Origin of the sequence: Streptomyces stoeckheimensis, from assembly GCF_045822005.1 — a bacterium.
Lineage (GTDB): Bacteria > Actinomycetota > Actinomycetes > Streptomycetales > Streptomycetaceae > Streptomyces > Streptomyces stoeckheimensis.
In genome coordinates this window covers 1-16831 of sequence record NZ_CP169550.1, presented here as the reverse complement: position 1 = coordinate 16831, position 16831 = coordinate 1, and the positions used below count along the sequence as shown (strand labels likewise).

Below are 16831 nucleotides of genomic sequence, written 5' to 3'. Positions count from 1 at the left end.
CAAGGGGGTTCAATTTTAAGGAGTCCAATTCGGATTTGCTGGGACGATGCTGGGTTTGGATGTTCCCTTGATGAAGAATACGTGTGTCGGCTGATCGAGATAGCCGGCGCCGGGGTTGTTATTGTATCCGGTAACGCCTTCGTAGCGGACTACAAGGTGCCCTTCGCTTGTTGCGCCTAGGACCTTCGTGCGGCCTGCGTGGTAGGCGGCGAGAACCGCTTCCCCGTCGTTGCGGTGTAGGAGATATCCGCCACCCTCAAACTCTGGGCGCCCCTTGACGTGCCGAAACTGCCTTGCGCTCAGTTTCGTGGAAATCTTAGGACCAGGAACAGGGATTGCCGCTGCGAAGGCTAGTTTCCCTTGTTCAAGGCCGTAATCGCTGACCCCATTTCTTTTCGTCCACCTGTCGAATGCGTCGTCCAGTTGGCAGGAAGGAAGGTCAGGGTCCCCGACGCACCTGGAAATTTTCGCGCTCTGCATGCTGGTGATGAAGCCGCTCACGAACCCAGCGGCCTGGTCTTTCAGAGAAGGTCGCGGCGGGGTTGGTGCTAGGCAGAGTTTGCAGACTGGTGGCGGGCCCCAATGTCGCTGCCATGGGGTCGTGCTGCTGCTCACGTTGCGGCAGTCAGGGTCGTTGCCGCAGTTGCTACCGCGGAATGACGGGGGGCCACCGCCTCTGTAGCCGCCGCTACCATCGTGGGATTTACCGCCTGGGGTGACGGGGTTGCTGGGGGGTGTGCCGTCGGGCTTTTCGCCGTGTCCGGTGCCGTCGTCGGTGGCGAGGCCGGTGGGGTCCCAGTTGGTGAGGGGGCTGTTGTTGGCGTACTGGTAGCCGTTGTGCTGGTGGGGGTCGTCGACGACCATCAGCGGGTCGACGGAGAGGAATCGGCCGGCTTGGGGGTCGTATTCGCGGGCGCCGATGTGGGTGAGGCCGGTGGTCTTGTCCTGGGTGCCGCCGACGAACCCTCGTTCGCCGGGCCAGGCGGTCGGCTTGGTGCCGCGTTCTTCACCGAACGGCTTGGTGAAGCGGCGCTGGACGGCGAGCGTTGCGGCGTCGATGGAGGTGCTGCCGGTGTTGTGGTGGTCGGCCGCGACGTAGGAGAGCTTGCCGGCGGAGGTCCGGACGATGGTGGTGCCGCCGGGGGTCGCGTAGTAGCGGGTGCCGGTGACCTTGTCCGTGGCGGTGTCGCGGGTGAGCTCGTCCGTCCCGGCGTACAGGGTGGTTTTGCCGGGGTCCTTGCGGGCCAGGCGGTTGCCGGCTGCGTCGTAGATGTAGGTGGAGGTTCCCGCGTTGGTGGTGTTGGTGGCGAGTCTGCCTTCGGCGTTCCAGGTCAGCGTCTGGATGGGTCCGCCGTCACCGGGGAGGGTGTCGGGGGCGTCGCCGGTGTCGGGGCGGGTGAGGGTGTTTCCGGTCTTGTCGTAGGTGAGGTTGGTCGTGACCGGGCCGCCGTCGCCCATCTTCCTGGTGGTGGAGATGGGGGTGTGCGGGCGCGCTGCGCCGGGTGCCGGGTAGGTGTTGGTGGTGACGGCGGTCTTGTTGGCGTCGCCGCCCGGGTCGTGGTCGGTCAGGGTCTTGCGGTTGCCGGTGACGTCGTAGGTGAACGACTGCCAGTACGGCGCCGGGCCTCCGATCTCACCGTTGCTGGGTGCTGTGTTGGTGCAGCCGCCGATGCCGGGCACGCTGGGGCCGGGCTTGGTGGTGGTGGTGCCGGTGTCGGTCCAGGCCTCGGTGAGACGGCCTTGGTAGTCGTAGGTGAAGCACTGGGTGTCGCGGGCTGCGCCCTGGATGTTGGTGACGGAGGTGACGTCACCGTTGGGTGTGTAGGTGTACGCGGTGGAGTTGACCGAGGTGGCGGCCTCTTCCTGCTTGGCGAGCTCGATGCGCAGGAGGCGGCCGGTAGCCGGTTCCAGAATGTTGGTCGCGACGACCTGCTTGGGAACGTCACCGAAGGTGGTGCGCTGGACCTGGCCGAGCTCGTTGTAGTCGGTTTCGTTGACGTAGTCGACGGTGTTCGAGCCGAATGACACGGGAAGGCCGTTGGGATTACGGCCGGTGGACAGGTCCTCGGCGGGCAGGCCGCCCGCTGCGGGTACGTCGGTGCTGGTTTCCAGGCCGGTGATCGCGTTGTAGGCGGTGGAGGTGGTGTAGGTGCCGGTGAGGGCTCCTTCACCGGCGGGGACGGTCAGCTTGCTGCCGGTGGGGCGGTAGCCGATGTCGTAGCCGGTGACTTCCTGGATCCAGGCCTTGCCGCCAACCCAGCTCGTGGATCCGGTCGCCAGGCCGGGCACAAGGGTGTCGTACTCGTACTCGGCGAGCTTGGTGCCGTCGGCCGCGTTGAGGTTGCGGGTGGTCGGGCGGCCCAGGATGTCGTAGTTGGTGAAGACGGTGGTGCCGCGGGCGTCCGTGGACGATACGAGGCGGTCGGCCACGTCGTACGTGCTCGTGGAGGTGCCCTTGTCCGGGTCCACCGACTTGGTCTGACGGCCTTGCAGGTCGTACTCGTAGGCCCAGTCGTTGCCGGCAGGGTCCGTGATCTGCGTCAGCTGGCCGACAGTGTCGTAGCCGTAGCGGGTGGTGTCGAACGCCCCCGTGGGGGTGCCGACCTTGTACTGACGCAGCTCGGTCTTGCGGCCCCGGGCGTCGGTGATGCTGCTCGTAGCGGTGCCGCCCTGGGGCGGCGTGGTGTCGACACGGTCGGCACCCGGATACGCGGTGGTGCTACGCCACTGCTCCTTTGCCTTGGAGTAGAAGATCCCCGCGACCGGCCGGCCGAGGCCGTCGTACTGGGTGACGTTCTGGGCGGGCACCATGTCGTCCTTGGCGATGAAGCGGTCCTTCACCGGATTGGACTCTTTGTTGGGGTAGGTGCTGCTCGTCTTGGAGACGCGGCCGCGGCTGTCGTAGGCGGTGTCCGTGATCAGACGGGTGTTTGACGCATTGTCCAGCGGTACCGACTGGGTCTGGATCTGCTGACCCATCGCATCAAGGATGCTGATGGACGTGGCGTAGGTCTCTCCGGCCCGGAGGGTCTGGCTGGTGACCGAGCTGGTCCCGAACTGGTTCAGGTCGTAGGTGAACACCTTGCTGGCGCTCTGGGCGCGGGCACGGCCTGGCAGCCACACCGCTGTGGTGCGGCCCAGCTCGTCGTAGGCGATCTCCGTGATGCGGTTGTTCTGGTCGACGGTCTTGACCGGGAGCCCGCGCAGGGGGTGCAGGGTGGTGGTCGTCGTCCAGTTCTTGGCGTTGGTGACCTTCAGGGTCGTCGGGCGGGCCGGAGCGGCCGGCGTGAACGCCGTCTTGGTGGTGGCGCCTGCGGCGTCGGTGGTGCTGGTGATGCGGCCGTAGGCGTCGTACGTGGTGGTGGACTTGGGGATGTACTTGTGGACCCCGGACTCGAAGCGGTCCAGGACGCTGGTGTTGGTGGGGTCTCCGGGGCCGTCGAGGGTACCGAAGGGCTTGTTGTCGTACTGGACGCGGCTGCCGCCGAGGGTGTTCGCCTCGGTCGGGTCCACGTCGCAGGCGGCCTGGGTCCGCAGGACCTGTGAGACGCGGTCGACGATCCGGGTGGTGGTGTTGCGGACGTAGTAGGTGGTGGTGCAGATGTCGGGCAGGCCGTCGGCCTTGTCCAGGACCGTCCTCTGCAGTCCGTAGTTTGTGTCGTAGTCGACAGCCTGCGAGGTGGTCCGCCAGGCGCTGTTGGCGAGCAGCACCTTCTGCTGGGACAGGGCCGTGCCCTGCATCTGGGCCGTGAGGGGAGGCAGGTCGTCACCGCGGCTGTGGGTGGCGGTCACTGCCGGGATCCACGGGTCGTGCTGGGCCGTGGAGATGAGTTCCCCGCCGTCGGAGGCGAATGTCTGCAGCTCGCGGAGGTTCCCGGCGAGGTGGTTGCTGTCCTTGACCGCGGTCCCGGCGATGTTGGTGAAGGTGACGGCCCGCTTGGTCTTGTTGGCCCGGACGTCGCCGTCCATGCCGCGCAGGTAGAAGGAGGCCGTCTTGGAGAGGACATCGGGGGCCTTGCCCGCGCGGGTGATGACCTGTCCGTAGCCGCGGAACTGGTTCCAGGTCCGGTACTCGTCTTTGGTCAGTTCCTCGTCGTCGCGGTGCCAGGCAGCCCCGCCGACGTACTCGTAGGTGACCACCTGGTCAGGGGAGCCGCCGAAGGGGTCCAACTCGGTGACGCGGTCGACGACGTACTTGTGGAACCAGTCCAGGCTCGGCTTGTTGGGACTGCGGGGGTCGGAGTTCCAGTAGACGGGGAAGCAGCGTTTGGTGTTGGCGTCTGCGGCCGTGGGAAGGCCGGCGCCGGGAGAGCAGTCCGCGTCGGCGTACCCGACGTCGGTGATCTTCCCGGTTTCGGACTTGATCTTCACGATGCGGTGCCGGTTCATCGCCGGCCGGTTGTCAATGCTGGAGTCGACACGGTTGTTCAGCGGGAGGCCGTAGAAGACGACCTGCGGCAGGGTGAACGTCGCCGCACCGTCGTAGCCCGTCCGCCGGACGGAGGCCAGCCACAGCGACGGGGCTGTCCCGTCCTTCGGGTCGCGGAACTGATGGGTCAGCGCGTAGGAGTCGACGTTGTCGTATCCGCCGGCACTGTCCAGGACCTGTGTGGTGATCTTGGTGAGTCGCTTGGTGGTCCAGAACGTCGGCGAGTAGTTCTCGCAGGTACCGGTCGCCTCGCACTTCTGGTCGAAGGGCACGTCCGGCCACTTCGCCTGGTTGGCCGCGGTCAGCTTCGACGCGTCGCAGTCGAAGACGTCCTTCTCGGGCAGGCAGCGCTCATCGGTCTCGAAAAGGACCTGCGCGGCCGGCTTGACGGTGGCCGCGTCGGAGAGCTTTGAGCCGTAGGTGATCTTCTCGAGGTTGCCGCCGCGGATGTACTGGGTGAGCGTGCCCGTCGGGTTCGCGGCCGAGATACCGCGCTTGTAGCGGTTGGTCTCGGTGCCGTAGGTGTGGGTGATCAGGCCGCCGCGGGTGTCGACGACGAAGTCGAGGTTCCAGCGCCAGGCCTGCTGGCACCAGGACGCCTCGAATGTCGACTTGTTGCAGTCCTCGCCTGTGTTGTTCCCGTAGACGGGCACGGTCCAGGCGGAGTTGGTGGCCGGACCGGTTGTGGTTTCAGGCTGGTGGCCGAGACCGAAGTAGTACTGGGTGCCGTCGGTGGTGGTGACCTTCCAGTACTCGCCGTTGTCGTCTCCGTTGACCGCACCGGTCAGGCGCTCGACCTTCGAGGCGTCGTCGTTCTCCAGCCGCCATTCGCCGGTCGTGTCGTCTTTGACCAGCGCGGAGGACTTGCCGCCCAGGGAGACGGTGACGCTCTGGCCGGCCAGACAGAGATCGCCGGAGTTCTCGTGGCCGTCTTCGGAGCACGGCTTGAAGCTGCGTTCCACGAAGCCGGGCGAGTAGTCCCAGCCCTCACCGATCCACGACGCCTGGTTGTTCGTCGCGGCCGTACGGCCGTCGACCGCCTGGGAGCTGTAGGACAGTCCAACGCTCGGCTTCGTGCCGCCCAGGCCCTCTGGTACGTCGATGGGATAGGACCAGGAGAACCCGCCGGTGTTGGAGCCGCTGCTCCAGGAACCTGAAGACCCAAGGCTGGTGGCTGCGAAGCTGCCGGCCGGGCCGTTCGGACTCGCCACCGCACCGAACACGGTGGCCCCGCCCGCGGTACCGGAGTCGGCACTCAGGGTCTGAGCAGCGCCTTCGGGTGCCGCGAGGGGGACCTCCGCACTGAGGAGACCGGGCCGGTCCCCGTCCTTGGCGGTGGTCAGCGGAGTCTGCTTACGGCACTCCGGACGGTCGGGCGTCGTCAGCGCGCACTCGGGGAGCGCGACGAGCTGGGCCCGCGAGAGCCAGTCCGCACTGAAGGACCCGGAGATGTGCGAGACGTCCACGGATACCTTGACCGGACCGCCCTTGGTCACCCCCTCACCCGGGCGGACCGAGACCAGCATGCCCTGCAGGCCGGCCTTCTCGGCAGCCGCGCGGTCCTCGAGCTCCACATCGGCCTTGCCGCTGCGCGGCGCATCTTCTGCGGCGGCGGGGGCGACCCATACCGGTGCGTCACCAACACGGCTCGGATCGGGCATTGGCGCGGCCGGACCCTTGGCGAGGCCGGGGTTGGTGAAGAGCGAGCCGTCTGCCGGAATGGGCGCGGTGGCGCCGAGATCGACCTCGGCTTCGGTGGCCGGCGGCCAGTACACGTCCTTCGGAGCCCAGGCATCGACCTGCTCCTCAGGAACTTCCTCTCCCGGCTTCGGGGCGCTCTTGCCAGGTACCGATTCGGTTTCCTGCACGGGGCCGGGTGACCAGAGAGTCGGGTCCTTGGGCTTCCACTCGGAGGCCCCGGCGGTACCGGCCCCCACGAGCAGCGAAAGCACAACAGCGGAGCTGACGAATATGCGGCGTTTCACCGCAGATCGCCTTCTTTTCGAGCGTAGTTCTGGTGGCGCCTGCACGGCATTCCCCCCACGGTCAGCCAAATGATCAATTGGCGACGGATCCTACGCTTCCTTCTGGTTCGCGAAACGTGGATCAATCCAGACAATCAACCTGCGTCTGACCTGCGATGTTTGAAAGTGTGATCTAAATTTGATCATTCGCTTACGTGATGCCCTAACTGTCGATGACGGACAAACGCCGCATTGTCGGATATTTGATTGGAATTCTTGGTTCCAGATCCTGGGGGCTCTGAAAGGCCTGGTCAGGCGGGCTGTTAGCGTTCGCGGCCAGTTGACCATCGCGACCGCATTGGGAGTTTTGCCGTGGGGGGCACACAGAGAAGCAAACGACCGGCCAGCCGGCCGGTCGCACTGTCAGGGCTGATCGCACTGGCCCTGTCGATAACCGCCGTTGGTGCCGCACCCGGCGCCACGGCAGCACCAACCGTGGACACGCCGCCCGCACAGAGCGAGCCGACTCCGCCCGAGCGGCCGAGGACCGAGCGGGAGCAGGCGGAGGACACGGCACTCGCGGAGGCCAAGCTCACGGGCAAGCCCGTCCCCGTGCCGGCCGGCACCACCGAGACCGACACCGTGGTGGCCAACCCGGAAGGCACTCTGGGCATCACCCGCAGCGTCGCCCCCGTGCGCACCAAGCAGGACGGCAACTGGGCAGACCTGGACGCCACCCTGATCAAAGCGGCCGACGGCACCCTCCGCCCGAAGGCCTCGGCAAGCAGCCTGACCCTGTCCGGCGGCGGCACCGCCCCGCTGGCCACCCTGGACCAGGACGGCAAGCAGCTGGTGCTGAGCTGGCCGGACCCGCTGCCCGAACCGGTGCTCGAGGAATCCAGCGCCGTCTACCGCGAGGTCCTCCCGGGAGCGGACCTGAAGGTCACGGCCGATGTGGGCGGCGGGATCTCACAGATCCTCGTCGTCAAAACGGCCGAGGCCGCCAAGAACCCGAAGCTCGCCAAACTGACCACAGGCCTCAAGGGCGAGGGCGTCACCGTCTCCGCCGACGCCGCCGGAAACCTGCAGGCCGCTGACGCCTCAGGCCGTACGGTCTTCCAGGCGCCGACCCCGACCATGTGGGACTCCACCGCCCCCGTTCAGGTCCCGCTCGCCAAGTCCTCCGGCACCATCGCCTTCTCCCAGGCGGTCATCGCCGACGAGACACCGTCCGGTACGGGGAACGAGGAGGCAGTCAAGACCACCTCGGACAGCGACGGCCCGGGCGACTTCGCCAAGACCACCCGCCTGCAGGCCGACCTCGGCACGGACTCCGTCGCCCTGACACCGGACCCGTCCTTCCTCACCGCCCCCGACACGGCCTACCCGGTGTACATCGACCCGGCGTGGATCCCCATCAAGCGCGAGACCCAGAGCTGGGCCTGGGTCCAGGAGGCGTACGACACCACCACCAGCTACAACGACTATGCGGACCCCTACGACCCCGGGGTCGGCTACCAGCACTGGCGTACGAAGACGGGCCGGGAGCGCTACTACGTTCAGCTCTATGCCAATGACCTGGCTGACAAGGTCATCAAGAAGGCCTCCTTCAACGCGACCCAGTCCTACGCCGCCGACGCCACCTGCAGCAACCGCTACAACGTGGACCTGCACGCCACCGGCCCGCTCCTGTCGAACATCACCTGGCAGGACCAGCCCGTAGACCTGGGGGTTCTGGGCACGGCCTCGATGAACAGTGCCGGCGGTCCCGGCTGCCCCGACTCCACCACGCGCGGCGAGTGGGACGTGGCCAGCCACCTGACCACCTACAAGAACAACCCCACTCTCACCTTTGCACTCTTCGCGGACAACGAGTCCAAGAACGACAGCAACAACGGCTTCAAGCGGTTCACCCGCGACAAGACCAAGCTCCCGTTCTTCTACATCGAGTACAACCGGGCCCCGAAGACCCCCTGGGGCCTCGCGATGACGCCTGCGCCGCAGAACGGCGGCTGGCTCGGCGCTACCTCCTACCCCGGTATGAGCCTCAGCGCCTGGAGCGGCGACCCCGACGGCCAGGCCACCTCGGCCCGGTTCATGGTCTACGACACCAACGGCAGCGGCGCCGTCTACGACAGCGCCATGATCGGAGAGGCCAACGGCGACCACAAGGTCACCGCCTACCCCGCCAACCTGATCGACGGTCACCAATACTTGTGGCAGGTCCAGAGCTCGGACGGCGAACTGGGCTCCGCCTGGGTCGAAGGCGGCCGCTTCTCCATGGACAGCCAGCCGCCGTCCATCCCGGTCGTCACCTCCGCCGAGTACCCGCCCTCCGGCACGCTTCCCGGCTCCAACAAGTACGTCGGCCAGAAGGGCAACTTCAAGGTCGAGGCCACCGACTCCCTCAGCGGCGTCCTCTACTACGAGTGGGCCTTCAACGAAGACATCCCGGTCGGCGGCGCCAACCGGATCAACGCGGCGGCCGACGGTACCGCCACCATCCCGCTGACGCCGACGTGGTGGGGCACCAACATCCTGCGTGTCCAGTCCGTGGACCGTGCAGGCAACCGCTCACAGCAGCAGACCTACGTCTTCTACGTTCCGGACAATCCGAACTCCAAGACCACCCTCGGCGACATCACCAACGACGACCTCGTCGACTTCATCGCCCCCGCCGACAACGGCGACCTCATCGTCTACCCCACCGCCACCGACCCCTCATCAGGCGGCCAGATCGCCTCCATCAAGGCAGACAGCCCTGGCGGCTCGGGCTGGGGCAACGGCACCCTGACCACGCATCGCGGGGGCAACGGGATCCAGGTTGATGATCTGTGGGCCTTCCGCGGCGGACAGCTTCAGGTCTATCGCAACACCAAGAAGGACGGCGGTCCCTACTTCGACGCCGGCAGCGTCGTGGATGTGCTGAGGCCCAGCGAGGGCTGCACCGTGGCCACCACCAGCAAGCCGTGCGGGGCCGAGTACATAGCGAACTGGAGCCGGGTCAAGCAGATCCTCGCCGTCGGCGACGTGCTGCCCGACATGAGCACCACGACACAACGAAACGACCTGCTCACCGTGGAGAGCAACGGGGCGGGCGGCACACAGCTCGTCCTCTTCCAAGGCAAGGCAGCAACCGGCGCTCTGATGGACTCGGGCACGTTCATCCTCAGCCCGAGCGGCTGGGAGAACCTCACCCTCATGGCCCCCGGCGATGCCACGGGCGACGGCCTGGCCGACCTGTGGGCCCGTGACGACCTCACAGGCGAGGTCTGGCAGTACGCCAACGTCGCAGGAAAGCCCGCCGCCCTCGGCGACCACACCAAGCGCACGAAGATCGGCTCAGGGGTCCCCGCCAGCTCCTACCCGGTGATCGGTACCTCCGGCGACACCAGCGCCGACGGTATCCCCGACCTGTGGGCCCTCGACAGCAACCACCGCCTGCGCACGTGGAACGGCAAGGCGACCAACGGCAAGGTCACCGGCTTCGCTGGTTCCGAGCTCATGGGCGATGCCCGGATCTCGACCAATCACTGGAAGCTGGACGAGAAGGAAGCGGACGGAACGACCGGACCGACCGTCTTCGACATGCGCCGCCGGAACAACGGAACGCTCAGCGCCACCGGCGCCACTCGCATCGCCGGCACCGTCGCGGGAACGGCAACCCAGGTCGTCAGCCTCGACGGCGCCACCGGCACCGTCACCTCCGCCGGCTCGCCGGTCGACACCACGGGCAGCTTTACCGTCTCGGCCTGGGCCAAGTCCGCGGGGCAGGACGTCGTCCTCAGCCAGGACGGGCTGCACGCGAGTGGCTTCATGATCTGGCACGACGCGGACGGCACCTGGCGGTTCGGTATGTCGAAGAGGGATGATGACGGCTGGGACTACGACCAGACCGGCGTCATGAACGACGCCGCGAAGGTCAGCCTCAACGAGTGGACCCAGCTCACCGCAACCTACGACGAGACCACGGGCCTGATCGCCCTCTACGTCAACGGCACCCTTGCTGGGACCGGACACCACCCCAAGGCCAACGTCTGGAAGGCCGCCGGGTCGCTGGTCCTCGGTCGATTCAAGAACCAGAGCAAGCCCTGGTCCTTCTGGAAGGGGCAGATCAGCAACGTGACCGTCTACGACCACTCGACGGTCCCGACCGCGACCAGCACCACCCTCGTCTCAGCGGTGAACAGCAACAAGTGCGCCGATGACGACCGCGGCAGCAACGCCGAGGACAACCGCATCTACATCCACGACTGCAACACGCCCCCCGGCATCTCGCAGACCTTCCAGATCCAGGAGGACGGCGAACTGCGCGTGGCCGGCAAGTGCGTGACCGCCGCGGATGGCGGAACCGCGAACCGCACCCTCATCCAGCTCAACACCTGCACCACCGGCGCCGGCAGCCAGCAGTGGCTCCCCACCGCCACCAGCGGCTTCTACAACCCGAAATCCGGCCGCTGCCTCGACCTGCCCTACGCCCGCACCGTCAACGGAACCCAACTCGAACTCTCCGACTGCAACGGATCCAACGCACAACGCTGGCACGCCTCCGGCCTCGCTTCACCCCTCGGAGCCATCGGCTAGCCCCACCCACTGACCCATCAACCGCTGGCCCGCCTCCCTCGGGGAGATGGGCCAGCGGCCTTATGGGCCCGTGCATACGGCAGCCCACGCGGGTCCTTGGACCCGAAATGATCACTGGGGTGTCCTGCGATGATCGGTGAATGAGCGAGCGTGAGTGGCAGGCCTTGACCAAGTCCGAGGAAGCGTTCATGGTCAATTCGTTTGAGATTGACATCCTGGCTGGCGTCTGGGGAGATTTCGACGATGTCGATCGGGCCCGGCCCGTGAGGGAGCTGGCAGGGATCTTGCTCAGTCTTATCGATCGCGGATGGATCGAGGTTCGTCGAGTCGCGCCGTGGACGTCCCCGTCAGGGGAGCAGGGCTTCCAGCCCGGAGAGCTGGTGCCTCGTGACGAGCTCCCGGCCGTCCTGGAGGACGCGGCCAACTGGGAGTACCCAGATGGCGACTGGATCGGTGCAGTGATTCTGGTGGAGACCGAAGCGGGTATGAAGATCACCCGTCGTTCTCCGGAGGAGATGGCCGAGTAAACCGCCGTGGCGTGGATTCTCAGGCCGCTGCTGCAAGCGGTGGCTTCGAGCCCCGCCGCCTCTGGCTCTGAGGGCTAGCCCAGGGGCAGGGGTATAGCTGGCGGGACGGCAGGGTTACGATCGCGCGTTCGTTGAGATCTTGCAGATGCAGATGGGGGAGCTATGCAGACCGGTGGGATTGGTGCTGCGGCTGATCGGGAGTGGGTCATCCAGAACGCGAAGGGCAAGAAGTTCGTGTACGACTCGGCGACCGAGGCCTTCGACGAGCTCGACGAGTACGGGGAGGGCGCCGTGGTGCTGACCCGCCTGGTGTACCGGGGCCTGTTCCGTACGAAGCCGGTGGAGGACTGGCAGCCGGTAGAACGCCCCGCAGTGTGAACCCTCGCGGTGCGCCTGCTCGCCGGCCGCCCCCGGCTGGGCCGACTTGGTGCGGTCCTTGAAACCGGCGGCCGGGCTGGCCAGCGGCTGGCTGGAATGAATAGAGCTCACCGACGGCAGTGGCCCGCGAGCCGTCTGCCTGTGGGGTGACAAGGGCAGCTACGGCACCCCGTCTTGGTCACCGACCCGGACCTGGCCTCTCGGGCCGACAGCCTGACCCGCGAAGTGCGCGTGGCACTAGGTCATGTCTCTCCGATCATCGGATCGTTAGCTTGGTGTGACTGGTCGCGGTGATCTGACGGACGCGGAATGGGCCAGGCTGGAGGCCCTCCTGCCCGTGAGCAATGGACGTTGCGGCAGGTGGCGGGACCATCGACAGGTGATCAACGGTGTCCTGCACCGAGTTCGGACGGGCGTGCAGTGGCGCGACCTGCCGGAGCGGTTCGGCCCGTGGAAGACCGTCCACAAGCGGCTCCTGCCGTGGTCGGCCGACGGGACCTGGGAGCGGCTGCTGCAGCAAGTCCAGGTTGCTGCGGATGCCGAGGGCGCGATCGACTGGGACGTCTCGGTCGACTCCACGGTGATGCGCGCCCACCAACACGCAGCCGGCGCGCGCAAGGCCCTGCCGCCTGCCGTGTCCTCAAAGGGGGCGGTGGAGATGGGACATCAGATCGAGCCGGTGTGGGCGGGGCTGGCCGCCCACCTGGCGGAGGTGGTGCGGCAGGTGAGGGACTGGGCCGCTCGCGCGGCGGCTTCACCACCAAGGTCCATCTGAGTGTCGACGGCAGGTGTCGCCCACTGTCTCTGCTGGTCACACCCGGACAGCGGGCGGACTGTACCCAGTTCGAGCCGGTCATGGAGAAGATCCGTGTCCCCCGGACCGGCGCCGGGCGGCCCCGCACACGCCCCGACAGCGTGAGCGCGGATAAGGCCTACAGCAATCGACGCACGCGGGCCTACCTGCGTAGACGCGGTATCCGTCACGTCATTCCGGAGAAGGCGGACCAGGCGGCCAACCGCGTGACACGTGGCTCCCGCGGCGGTCGGCCTCCCGGCTTCGACAAGGAGCGGTACAAGAAGCGCAACGTCGTCGAGCGAGCGATCAACAGGCTCAAGGGTTTCCGGGCCGTGGCCACGCGCTACGACAAGCGCGGCCACGTTTTTCTTGGCACTGTGACCTTCGCGGCCATTATCATCTGGCTCCGCTCATGAATGGTGGGGCATGGCCTGGCCGAGTGAAATCCGTTCCACCTCGAAGAACCGGGTGGCCCCGATCCGGGCAGCGCCCAGGGAGAGTAGCCAGGGCACCAGTTCGACAGTGGCATCCAGCTCGTCGTAGAAGCCCAGCCGCAGGGTGGTGAGTCGCGTCTCGAAGAGCCAGTCGTCGAGGGCGTCGTCCAGGTGCCGGTCTGCCGCCTCCGTCCGGGTGTCGGCCCAGATCGTCAGCCATGGTGTCAGGGTGCGGGTGCTGACGGAGATGGTCTCCAACACCCCCATGATGTACGCGGGGCCGGGGTGTTCGTGCAGAGTCGAGCGCCACCAGGCGTGCCAGACCTGCTCCAGCGCGTCCCGCTGAGGGACGGGCCAGTCGTGCCAACCTGCGGTGACCAGCCGGGAGGCGATCAGCCCGTGATCGACGTGGAGCTGGTCGGTTGCCAGGAGCCGTACGATCCGGGGCGTCATTCGGCGATGCAGCGCGGGGAAGTCATCCCAGTGGCCGACCGACTTGGCCGCGATGGAGGAGATCAGGTCATCCGGCACCTGGTCGACGGGCCCTTCGAGGGTCGCGAGGTCGCTGTCGGCGTAGCAGTGGGTGCAGCCGCCAACGGTGATTGCATCCGATGTGAGGGGCGCGAAGGCGACGTCCAGTGCGTCGAGTGCGTTCCTGAGTCGACGGTGGGGGTCGGTCATGGGGATCCTGTCCGGGTACTCCATCCGGCGGACCGGTGAAGATCCCGACGCTACCAGTTGGGCAGCCGGTGCGGCATCCAGATTCTGCCGGAGCGCGCCCAGTGGTACAGGGCTACTACCCACCACATCTGGTTGCAGCGATCTGACGGGCACGAAGATCCTGTCGAGTCGCGCAGGGACAACAAGTCAGATGATCGGAGAGACATGGCCTAGTCCACCCGGAGGGCGACGCTGATGCGGATCTATTTTCAAAGAGCGCCATCAGCCCGCCTTCCTGTTCACCTGCGCTCGGGTGCTGCCACGCACCATGAGGGTGGGAAGCGGTGAGCTGGCCTTCGCGCCTTTCGAGTCGACCGACAGCAACGGCTGCCTGGCGGCTTGGGCCAAGCGGGCGAACGTGCAGGTCGCCGGAAGGCTCGACATCCGGCGCCTGCGCAAGTCCGTGAAGGTCGAGAAGGCCGTCGCGTTCCGCGGGGTGGTCACCGACATCGCCGACGACCACACCGCGGAGACGTTCCTGGGCCACTACGCCCATGGCACGACGCTGCGGGTGCTGTCGGGGAACACCGTCACCACCGCCCAGCAGACCTGGCTGGACCGGGCACTGGAGGGTCCGGTCGTGCTGGACGAGCCGGCCGTCGAGACGTTTCACCACTGCCTTTGACGCGGTCAAGAAGGCCGCCGCCGGGCACTGCACCCGCACCGCGGTGGGCGGCGACAAGCGCACCGAGTACACCTTCCTGCGCAAGACCCGGATCTCGCTGCGGTTCGGCAAGCTCCACCACTGCACCTTCGACGAGAACAACCCCGCCGGCGCTCGTTGCCTGGAGCAGGCGACCGCCCCACCCGGACACCGCGGCCCGCTGATCGACCGCTGCCAGCCCAGCCGCTGCCACAACAGCGTCATCACCCCCGACCACCTGCAGCTCTGGCGATCGGAGGAGCACAGCCTCCTCAAGCTCCTGGACACGCCCAAGCTGCCACCCTGCCGCCGCGAACAGTTGGGTCGGCAACTTAACGATGTCCAGGATGTGATCCGAAAGGCGGACGAGCTGTGACCACCATCGACCCGACCAAAGGCGTCCCGGCGGCGACCGCCAAGACCCTGCGCGAGGCCATGGACCGGCTTTTGGCCGGCCGTCCGCGTCGCACGGACGGCCGACTGACCAAGGAGAACCTCTACAAGGAGGCTGGCGTCAGCCGGGCCACGATGAACCGGGCCCGGGCCGTCCTGGCCGAATGGGACCAGCGGACGAAAGAAACCGGATCCCGCACCCAGGGCGAGGCCCGCCGTGATGACGAACTCCAGGGCCTGCGAGCCGAGGTGAAAGGGCTCAAGCGCCAACGCACCGAGCTCCAGGCCAAGGTCGACGCGGCCGCAACGGTCATTGCGGCCCTGCACCACGACAATGCAGCGCTCCACGAACATATTGGCTCACGCAAAGGGTCCGTGGTCTCACTCAACGCCCCCCGGGGTGAATGACGGGTTACTTCATCACCAACTCCGCACCTGTCTGTCGGGCGTATTCGATCGCCACCTTGACTGAATTCATCACACCGTGGTGGACCTTGTCCGGCGTCCACTCGGACAACAGCTTCTCGCGCTTGCTCAGATTGCAATGTTCGCAGGCTGGAACCAAATTCGACTCGTGCTCCCATCCATCCCGTGAAAGCGGGCGAATGTGATCGACGTGCTCGGGCGGCTCGCCACAATAAACACATGGGCCTGACGCGAGCACCAGTCTATATACATCAGCTGATACCGGATCGGCGACAGTCGCGCCCTTCTTTCGAGCACGCCTCAGGTTGGTGCTGGCCCGGGCCATGGCAGAGCGAACCGCTTCGGGGATGAGCATGCGCCAGCAGCTGGGGCACCGATTGTCATGGCCTCTAAATGGTCTGGAGCAATCCTTGCAAGTTCGCTTGGTCGCCCGACATGGCTTGCATCGATTCGTTACGCCATGAAATAGGCGATCGCAGCCATAGCAGATCCGATCTACGGCACGACAGGGTGCACATTGAGTATTGGTACCTGTGATCCTTTTTCCGCAGTCCGTGCAGCTTCGGACGACTCTCTGACAGCTGCCACATTTTCGTCCGCGGCTACGAAACTCTCGGTCACAGCTTATGCATTTTTTGGTGGTTGCCTTGCAAGGGTTGCAGAGCAAGGAACTTCCATAGGCTTCGTTGTCACAATTTGAACACTTGCGCTTCTTGGATTTACAGCGCCAGCATCGGCTTTTGTCACCCTTGAATGAATTCCCACATTGAGTGCAATTCCGTTCGATGGATCGACAGTCTGGACACTTTGCCTCTCGGCCATGGAAGGGGTGATTGCAGAGCACGCACAGTCGGTCCCGGGCGTTGCACGCATTGCAGCGCAGTCCGTTGCCGCGGAAGGTCTTCTGGCAGTCCACACACTTGCGCTCCACGTCCCACTCCTGACCGGGCCTCAGCGCGCTTCCCTCACCTCACAGTCAGGATGATCAGCGCACGGCATCGTGAAGACTGTCTCAGCCGGGTCTGACAACCAAGACTGGCGAGGCGGAACCGTCATGGAGAGCGCACTCGTTTCCGTGTCTCGTGAGACATCGAAACGGTGGAGAACAGGTTATGTACCGGCTCGCAGCCGAGGGCGTGCTGCCGCACACGCCGCCGATGTACCGGCGGCTGTCCTCGCAGCTGGCCCAGGCCCGGCGGGAAGGCCCGCTTCCCCGACCTGATCGACACCGTCCGCGAAGTCCACGTCCTGCCGGCCTGGCCGGACGCGGACGCCTTCGTTCGGGAGATCTCCGACTGGTTCCGCCTCGACCGCACAGCGGGCCAGGAGCACGCCCTGTACGTCGCCGCGGAGAAGGACACCCTCCGCCAGCAGCTGACCGGCTGGCTCGAGTTCGCGGGCATCCCGGTGCTCGTCCGCGGCTTCAGCTCCCAGTCCTACGCCGACGTCGTCCGCGACCGCGTCGCCCATGAGCAACGTGAGGCCCACCTTGTGGTGGTCGTTCTCTCGGGCGTTCGTGAGTGTGGTGGGACGGTGC

Annotated in this window: 9 protein-coding genes and 2 pseudogenes; 8 read left to right on the top strand and 3 right to left on the bottom strand. The window is 66.4% G+C overall.

Annotated features, from left to right (window positions below):
• Positions 1 to 15: 15 nt before the first annotated feature.
• Positions 16 to 6414, bottom strand: coding sequence for an RHS repeat domain-containing protein (locus tag ACE1OC_RS00055; protein WP_407835153.1), 6399 nt, complete (start codon positions 6412 to 6414; stop codon positions 16 to 18).
• Positions 6415 to 6888: 474 nt separating this feature from the next.
• Between ACE1OC_RS00055 and ACE1OC_RS00050 the strand changes: the two genes are divergently transcribed.
• The 4 genes and pseudogenes from ACE1OC_RS00050 (at position 6889) to ACE1OC_RS00035 (ending at position 13094) form a co-directional block, all read left to right on the top strand.
• A complete protein-coding gene (locus tag ACE1OC_RS00050; protein ID WP_407835152.1) occupies positions 6889 to 10977 on the top strand; it encodes a LamG-like jellyroll fold domain-containing protein in 4089 nt (1362 codons plus the stop codon).
• Positions 10978 to 11117: 140 nt separating this feature from the next.
• The gene (locus ACE1OC_RS00045) at positions 11118 to 11504 is read left to right on the top strand and encodes a hypothetical protein (protein WP_407835151.1); all 387 of its coding nucleotides are present in this window, start codon (positions 11118 to 11120) and stop codon (positions 11502 to 11504) included.
• 162 nt (positions 11505 to 11666) lie between these two features.
• Entirely contained in the window at positions 11667 to 11882 is a 216-nt protein-coding gene (locus ACE1OC_RS00040; protein ID WP_407835150.1) for a hypothetical protein, read from the top strand.
• A 277-nt stretch (positions 11883 to 12159) separates the two neighbouring features.
• A pseudogene (locus ACE1OC_RS00035) lies at positions 12160 to 13094 on the top strand (IS5 family transposase).
• On the opposite strand, the gene ACE1OC_RS00030 reads toward ACE1OC_RS00035, so the two are convergent.
• Complete coding sequence (locus ACE1OC_RS00030; protein WP_407835149.1) at positions 13089 to 13793, bottom strand: hypothetical protein; 705 nt, start codon at positions 13791 to 13793, stop codon at positions 13089 to 13091. The pseudogene ACE1OC_RS00035 and the gene ACE1OC_RS00030 overlap by 6 nt on opposite strands.
• 313 nt (positions 13794 to 14106) lie before the next feature.
• Here ACE1OC_RS00030 and ACE1OC_RS00025 point away from each other — a divergent pair, with 313 nt between their 5' ends.
• The 3 genes from ACE1OC_RS00025 to ACE1OC_RS00015 are packed head-to-tail and all read left to right on the top strand — an operon-like array spanning position 14107 to position 15276.
• A complete protein-coding gene (locus tag ACE1OC_RS00025; RefSeq protein WP_407835148.1) occupies positions 14107 to 14457 on the top strand; it encodes a hypothetical protein in 351 nt (116 codons plus the stop codon).
• Between the two features lie 43 nt (positions 14458 to 14500).
• On the top strand, positions 14501 to 14851 hold the full coding sequence (locus ACE1OC_RS00020) for a hypothetical protein (protein ID WP_407835147.1): 351 nt from the start codon (positions 14501 to 14503) through the stop codon (positions 14849 to 14851).
• Complete coding sequence (locus ACE1OC_RS00015) at positions 14848 to 15276, top strand: hypothetical protein (RefSeq protein ID WP_407835146.1); 429 nt, start codon at positions 14848 to 14850, stop codon at positions 15274 to 15276. The genes ACE1OC_RS00020 and ACE1OC_RS00015 overlap by 4 nt, the downstream gene beginning before the upstream one ends.
• 4 nt (positions 15277 to 15280) lie before the next feature.
• Here ACE1OC_RS00015 and ACE1OC_RS00010 read toward each other — a convergent pair whose 3' ends face one another.
• On the bottom strand, positions 15281 to 15649 hold the full coding sequence (locus ACE1OC_RS00010; protein WP_407835145.1) for an HNH endonuclease: 369 nt from the start codon (positions 15647 to 15649) through the stop codon (positions 15281 to 15283).
• Between the two features lie 743 nt (positions 15650 to 16392).
• Here ACE1OC_RS00010 and ACE1OC_RS00005 point away from each other — a divergent pair.
• A pseudogene (locus ACE1OC_RS00005) lies at positions 16393 to 16831 on the top strand (hypothetical protein); the annotation flags it as partial.